The 8,279-nt window shown below is 38.6% G+C and carries 1 protein-coding gene; it reads left to right on the plus strand.

The genetic code is table 11. From position 1 onward, the window contains the following. Positions 1-8,279 (plus strand): SprB repeat-containing protein (locus ABJF52_RS14960; protein WP_348151949.1); only part of this gene is annotated, 8,279 nt, incomplete at both ends.

Genomic DNA, 8,279 nt, shown 5'->3' on the forward strand with positions numbered 1-8,279 from the left:
GAAACCCTGATTTCAACTATGCCATTTGGAGTAAGGACGGCACTCAACTATATACTGATGTTAGTAGTATTCCTGGTGGTGCTTATCAAGTAGAAGAAACTTTTACTTTTGGTTGGAGAGATACCGATGATGATGATATAGAGGAATATTTCCCAGGGGAAGCAGGAGATTACGTCTTTGTTGTAGTTGATGCTAATAACTGTTTTGCTTTTTCTAATGAAGTTACCATTCAAGATTTAGGCGTACTTTCCATTGATTCAATAACTGAAACGCAACCTTCTTGTTCCGGAACAAATGATGGTGCTATTACCATAAATATATCAAACGGGGTAGGACCGTTTCAATACAGTATTGATAATGGAGCAACTTATCAGAGTACACCAAACTTTGTAAACTTAAGTGCTGGACCATATAATATTCGTGTATTAGATAGTTCTGGCTGCGATGTTACAGATTTTCATGACCTTTCTGAACCATTTCCTTTAAGTGCTTCTGCAGGTGTCTCTAGGGACGCCTCATGTGACCCTACAGGTGCAGAGGTAAGAATAACCAATGTTGTTGGAGGAACAGCTCCATACTCCTATAGTTTTGATGGAGGTGCAACTTTTGGAGCATCAACAACGGCAACGCTTCCTGCTGGAACTTATACTGTAGTTGTAAGAGATGCTTCTTGTGATTTTCCAATGACAGTTACGGTGGAAGACGCGCCTACTCCTCCAGTAGTTACCTTAACACCTGAGGTAAATTACAATTGTAATGGAAGTGGTGTTATCACAGCAACTCCCGATGTTACAACTTATGACTATACCTATGAACTTGATGGTGTATTAAATACCCCTCCAACAAGTAATGTTTGGGACAATGTTGCCCCAGGAACATATACTGTTCGAACAAATTATGTATCACAAACACCTCCTACGCCAAGTCTCTTATTAAGTGAAGATTTTGGATACGGTGAAACAATACCAAACCCAAATACTACGGGTTACTTTTATGAAAACCAGGTAGACGATACGTCTCCTAGCGGGGCACCAATTGATAACGGTCGATTCATTAATGATTATGAATATGCAGTTACTGATTCTATTGCACGTCCTTTTGGGTCTTGGTTAAACCCAATTGATCACACTACTGGTACAAGAAATACCGATGGTCGTTATTTAGTAATCAATATTGGAGCGCCAACTCCAGGTCAAGTTATTTACCAGAAACCCATAAATGATATTATTGCTAATCAACCAATAAGTGTTTCTTTATGGTTGATTAACTTAATTAGAAACGGTAATAGAGTAGCTCCAGATTTAACAATCGAATTACGCCTTCCAAACACAACTACAGTTGTGGCTTCTGCAAATACTGGTATAGTTCCAGAAAATAATATCTGGAACGAATATGTACTTTCATTAGACCCTGGTACCAATACTACTTTAGATTTAGTTATTACAACTAATGAAAGTGAGATTAATGGTAATGATGTTGCCATTGATGATATTAGTGTTTTTCAATCTCCTGAAGTTTGTCCACGTTTTGTAGAACTTCCTGTTGTAGTGGAAGCTGGAAGAACTTTTGAAGCTAACATTACTGCTATATCTGATGTAAGTTGTAATGGTGAAGATGACGCTACTATTACCTTTGAAACTGAAAATTTTGATGCATCAGCTGGATTTGAATATTCCATTGACGGAGGATCATTTATTACATCAACTTCATCACCTGTAACTACTTCAGTTCCTCTAACTGCAGGAGCTCATACAATTGTAATTAGAAAAGTTGATGATACTAGTTGTTCAGTTACACTTAACCCAACTATTAACGAACCAGCTGTATTAGTTACTGGAGCAACGATTACAACACCTCTAACTTGTACGAATGGAGGTGCAACGATTACAGCAAGCGCTTCCGGTGGAACACCAACCTATACCTATCAATTGGAAGACACATCAGGCAATCCAATTGCAGGTTACGACTATGCATCCAACGGTTCAAATACTGTTTTTACTGGACTTGCTGCTGGTGATTATATAGTTCAAGCAACCGATGCCAACAGTTGTTCCGACCCAATAAACACTCAACTTACTATTGACCCAACAAATACAGTTGAGTTCACGATAACCCCAACTGCGTGCTATTCTGGTGCAAATGATGCTAGTATTCAGGTTGATGTAACAAGTGGTAACGATGATTATACTTTTAGCATAAATGGAAATCCTTGGGTAACACCATCTCCTGTTACATCTACTACACATACCTTTTCAGGGTTAGCAAATGGAACCTATACTATAAATGTGCAAGATGGTTCTGGTTGTATTGGAGTTCAACAAACTATTACAATTAATCCACAATTGACAATAACTGCTACGGCTCCTAATATAACAGCCTGTGCTACCGATACAGACATTACAATTTCTGCTGCAGGTGGTGATGGTAACTATGTGTATGCAGTTGTGCCTAATGCTTCAACTCCAACTGCTGGTGACTTTGCAACTACTAATCCTGTTGCGGTTAGTACTGCTGGTGATTACGATGTACATGTTAGAGATAATGATGGGAATACCGGTTTCTGTACAGCTGTTTATACTATTACTATCGTACAAGATGCTCCGATTGTTATCACGCCAACTCCTTCGCCTGTTACCTGTTTTGGGGCTGCTGATGGCGCAATATCAATAGTTGTCGATTCTGGTGGAAGCGCTCCTTTTCAATATAGTATTGATAATGGGGTTACTTTTCAAGTAGGAAGCAACTTTACAAACTTAACTGCTGGAACATATCCTGTGGTAATCCGTGATAACAACAATTGTGACTCTGTACCTGTTGATGTTGTCGTTACTCAACCCGACCAATTAGTTGCTGAAGCTACAATTACTCAAAACTATACCTGTCTTTTATTAGGTGAAATTACCGTGGGTAGCATTACGCCTACTACTGGTGGTTCTGGCGATTATCAATATAGTATTAACGGTGGTGCATGGACTGCTTCCACATCAGGAGGTGCTGTATTTACCGACTTAACTGACGATACCTACAGCATTCGTGTTCGTGATGCAAATGCTATCTCTTGTGACATTACACTTGCAGATATCATTATAGCACCATTACCAACAGAACCAACAATCACCACTTCTATTACCTATAATTGTGATGGAACTGGCGAAATAACTGTCTTACCTAACGACCCTTCGTATACTTACAATATCGATGGTGGCACTTTTCAAGCAACAAACACTTTTAGTAATGTCGCTGTTGGCAACCATACAATTGTTGTTAATTACGGAAGCGATTGTACTGTTGATACTACCGTAATTGTTGAAGATGGTAACGCTTTTGAAGCCTCAATTACTGCTTTTGAAAACCTTGATTGTAACGCTGATAACAGTGGTACAATAACAATAATTGCCGACAACTTTGGTGCTGGTGGTTACGAATACAGCTTAGATGCTACCACCTTCGTGGGACCATTTACGGCTGCTGAACAAATTACTGGTCTAAGCGCTCAAGCTTATACCATTACTGTACGTGATGTAGATAACCCAATTGTTGGATGTACAGTTGTCTTAAATCAAATATTAACTGAACCAACTCCAGTTACTACAACAGCCGTTATTACTGAAGAATATACTTGTAATAATACTGGTGCAACTATTACTGCTAGCGCTTCTGGTGGTACGCCAACTTATACTTATCAACTAGAGGATGGTGTAGGTGGAGTAATTACTGCTTATCAAACTGGTACTACATTTACAAACTTAGCTGCTGGTGATTACATTGTTAGAGCTCAAGATATAAATCTTTGTTCTGACCCTATTGATACCCCTATAACCGTTGTTGCTCCAGTAAACCCAACGTTTACTGCTACACCAACCGCATGTTACTCCGGTGCTAATGATGCTCAAATTGTAGTAGATGTTACCTCTATTCCTGGTAACGGTGGTTTCCAATTTAGCATCAATGCTGGACCGTGGATGACTCCAACTCCAACAACTGATACAACCTACACTTTTGATAGCCTTGCTAATGGTACCTATACCATCGATGTAAGAGATGCCTTCGGTTGTACCGCAGCACAACAAACTATTACTATCGATCCGCAATTGACAGCAGTTGTTGCCGTTACAGATATTACAACTTGTTCTGATGGTTCAATTGAAGTAACTGCTGCTGGTGGTGATGGTTCATATGAATATGCATTTGTACCGACAACCACAAGTCCAACGGGACTATTTAACGCTAGTAATACTTTTGCTGTTACAACAGGAAACGATGGCACATACGATGTATATGTACGAGATAACACAGCAACATCACCTTTCTGTGAGTATGTTGAAACTGTTACGGTTAACCCTGCTACACCTTTAACCATTACTGCAACGCCAACTGACCCATTGTGTCATGATGGTGTTGGGTCTATTGAGGTAGAGGTTACATCTGGAGATAATCCATATACAATTCAAATAATTGATTTGGATAATGGGGGAGCATCAGACCAGACAGACACTAATATTTTAGTTTCGACTTCTACATATTATAATTTAGCTCCTGGTAACTATACGATTAATGTTACAGATTCAAACAATTGTCTTGTAACAGAAACTCCAGTTACCATTAACAACCCAATAGAATTAACTGGTGATGTCACTCCAATACTTCCAGCTGCTTGTGGTAGCGTAGACCCTAATGATTACGGATTTCAATTTGTTAGTTATCCTAATACATACCCTCCGGGCACAACAATAGAATTTAGTGCAGATGGCGGTTCTACTTGGACTGGTGACGATAGTGTTCCAGGTACAAGCGACGTGCTTATGGGATATATTTCTGGTACAAATGTTTTCCCAACTATGCGTACAATGGTTGGCGGAGTAGAAGTTTGTAGAACAGATTTACCAAGATATACCATTCCGTATCCTTTAGACGATTTAGATATTAGTATTACTACAGTCGTAGTTGCATGTAATGAACTTCAAGTAACGGTACAAGGAACCGCTGGTGTACCAAACTATGAATATACCTATACTGATGATCCTGCCAATTTTGTAATTGGAGCTGCAACTTGGACTGCATCTACACCTGGTGCTCATACCTGGACTGGATTAATACCTGGTAGAACATACGTTTTTTATGTTCGTGATTCAACAGGATGTATACGTCAAAGTAATGTTAATGTAAATGATATTACTACTAATCCATTAGAAATTTCATCTACCTATGAACCATCATGTTCTGGAGCTAATGATGCTGAAATAACCTACACTATTGTTGATACTGATGGTACTTCTCATCCAAATATGCATTGGGAATTTTATGACTCAGCTACTGGTGCGCTTGTACAATCTAGTGGTGGAAATATCGCATGGAACAATACAATAACAGTATCAAGTCTTCCTCCTGGAGAGTACTATATAGTAGTAACTGAAGTTAATTCTGGAGGTACAGACGAATGTGTTTCAGGTAGTGAAAATCAATTAGTAGAAGAATTAGACCCGATTTCTGCTACATTAAACAAGGTTAGTGATATTTCTTGTAACGCTCCTGGATTAATAGCAATTGAAAATATTACTGGTGGTGGTGGAACCTTTACGTATACCGTAACAGGACCAGCTCCTTTCACAACAATAACTGACACATCTGATAACCCAGTTTCTATTCCTGCTAACTCACCAGCGGGTAACTATAATGTTGTTATTACAGATCAATTTGGGTGTTTCACAGACTTAGGTCCTATTAATTTAGATCTTACACCCAACCCAACTATCGATTCTATGGTAGTTGACAATTGTGCTTCTCCTACATCATTAACAATAAATGCAACAAGTACAGCTGCACAAATATTATACTCAATTGATGGTGGTACAAGTTATGAAGATAATGGTGGTGTTTTTAACAATCTAACACCTGGTAATTATAACATTGCAATAATAGATAGTAATGGTTGTTCTGATACTGATAGTATTGATATATACCCTGTATTAGAAGCAAATGTATCATTAACAAAACTATTAGATTGTACTTCTAATCCGGATGCTGAAATAACTATTGATGTTACTTTTGGATCTGGTAGCTATGATTATGAAATTTCAAATGGATTAGGTTCTGTTGTTTCAAGAGCTACATTACCAAGTAATCCATATATTTTCCAAACAACTGTTCCGGAGACTTATACAATCACAATTTATGATGACAATACATCTAGTCCAGAATGTAATCGTGTATTTACTATTGATGTACCGCCAGCAATTACTCCAGTAATTACTGTAGATTCTTTTACGGATGTTACTTGTAATGGTGCTGATGATGGAAGTATTTCAGTAAGTGTTGTAGATAATGGAGTAGGACCATACACCTTCGAAATTATATCTGGACCTGGCAGTTCCGCTACATTCCCAATTGCAGCTAGTTCCGCTACCGCTTCAACAGCAACATTTACAAACTTAGAAGGTCTTGTAACTCCTGGGATTACCTATACCATTAGAGCTACTGGTGCTAACGATTGTTTTGTAGATATCACACAAGTTATCCTTCAACCAGAAATCATTGACAATGTTAATGCTACTGTAGTGGAATTTGCTTGTACTAACGGTAATAACTCCAACAACGCTACCATTACTATAGATGAATCTGCCATTACTGGCGGTTCCAATAACTATACACGTTACGAGTTTATTAACGACCAAGGTACGGTTACTACTGCTGATGATGTTGTGGTTCAAGATGGTTCTAACTCTAGCTATACTGAAACTAATATTGCTGGTGGCACATACATTATCAATGTTTATGATGATAATGCTTGTCTAGGGAGTACTACTGCTACTATAGCAGAATATGTAGAATTATCTAACCCTACTGCTACTATTACCCAAGACATAACCTGTAACCCAGGTAATGATGCTGAAGTAACTCTCGGTGTTACATTAACTCCAAGTGCTGGTGCTGCTACATTAAGTTATACTGTAGTTGGTACGGATAACGCATATGGACCCGTAACTCAAGCAACGAATGTATTTACTGCCTTAGGTATTGGTAACTACGCCGCTACTATTACAAACACGAATACAGGTTGTTATGTAGTAACAACATTCGAAATCGAAGATCCTAACACCTTTGAAATCTCAACTACTACGGTTGATGTGGTTTGCTTTGGTGATAATGGTTCGGTAAGCTTTACAATTAACGACCCTGTGAATACATATACAGATGGATTTACATGGCAAGTTTATAACTCACAAGGTACTGCTGCCTTAGGTGATGATGTAATTATTGCAGCTGCAACTGGTACTTCGGCCAACGTTGGTCCAACTACACCATTTGCTATCCCTGCTGGTGAATATCGTGTGGAAATTACCCAAGATGCTGATCCGTCTTGTGTTAACAACGCATTCTTTAACATCGCTGGACCTAGTGCTGCTATTACTGCTAATACCGATGTAACTCCAATTACTTGTGTTGGTAATGATGGCGTAATTGAAATTATTGATGTCCTAGGTGGATGGGGTAATTACCAATATTATGTAGGTACCGTTGCTCCAACTGTTGCCGGTGATTATTCAGCTACACCAAGATTTGAAAATCTTGCACCAGGTACTTATGAAGCTTGGGTGATTGACCAAAACGGTTGCCAACAAGAAGTGCAAAACGGAATCATTTTAGTGGATCCAACACCTATAACAGGTGCCTTACAAGTAAACCAACCGAACTGTACTAACTTCACAGGAGAAATTGAAGTAGTAACTGTGTCTGGTGGACAAGGTAGTAATTATACCTATCAGCTTATTAAAGACTCTACTCCGGTTGGAACGGCTCAAAATACCACTGTTTTCTCAGGATTAGATGCAGGTAGCTATCAAGTACAAATCACTGATCAATGGACCTGTACATTCACAACTACAGCTGTTGTATTATATGCTCCTATTGTTCCTTTAGCTACTGTGGTTAAAACAATTGATTGTTCAACAACCCCTGGTGGAGAAATTACTATCACTCAAACTGGTGGTTCAGGCTCTTTTAACTATGATGTAACTTATCCAGATGCAACTGCTGGACCAAGTAATACTACTGGAATATTTACTGGTCTAACTCAAGATGGTACCTATACCTTTACAATTACTGATCAAGCGGTTGGACATACTTGTAGTACTACAATTACTCAAGAATTACAACCTGAAGTTACTCCAGTAATTACTGTAGATTCTTTTACGGATGTTACTTGTAATGGTGCTGATGATGGAAGTATTTCAGTAAGTGTTGTAGATAATGGAGTAGGACCATACACCTTCGAAATTATA

The sequence above is a fragment of the Aurantibacter sp. genome (assembly GCF_039941195.1).
Lineage (GTDB): Bacteria > Bacteroidota > Bacteroidia > Flavobacteriales > Flavobacteriaceae > Aurantibacter_A.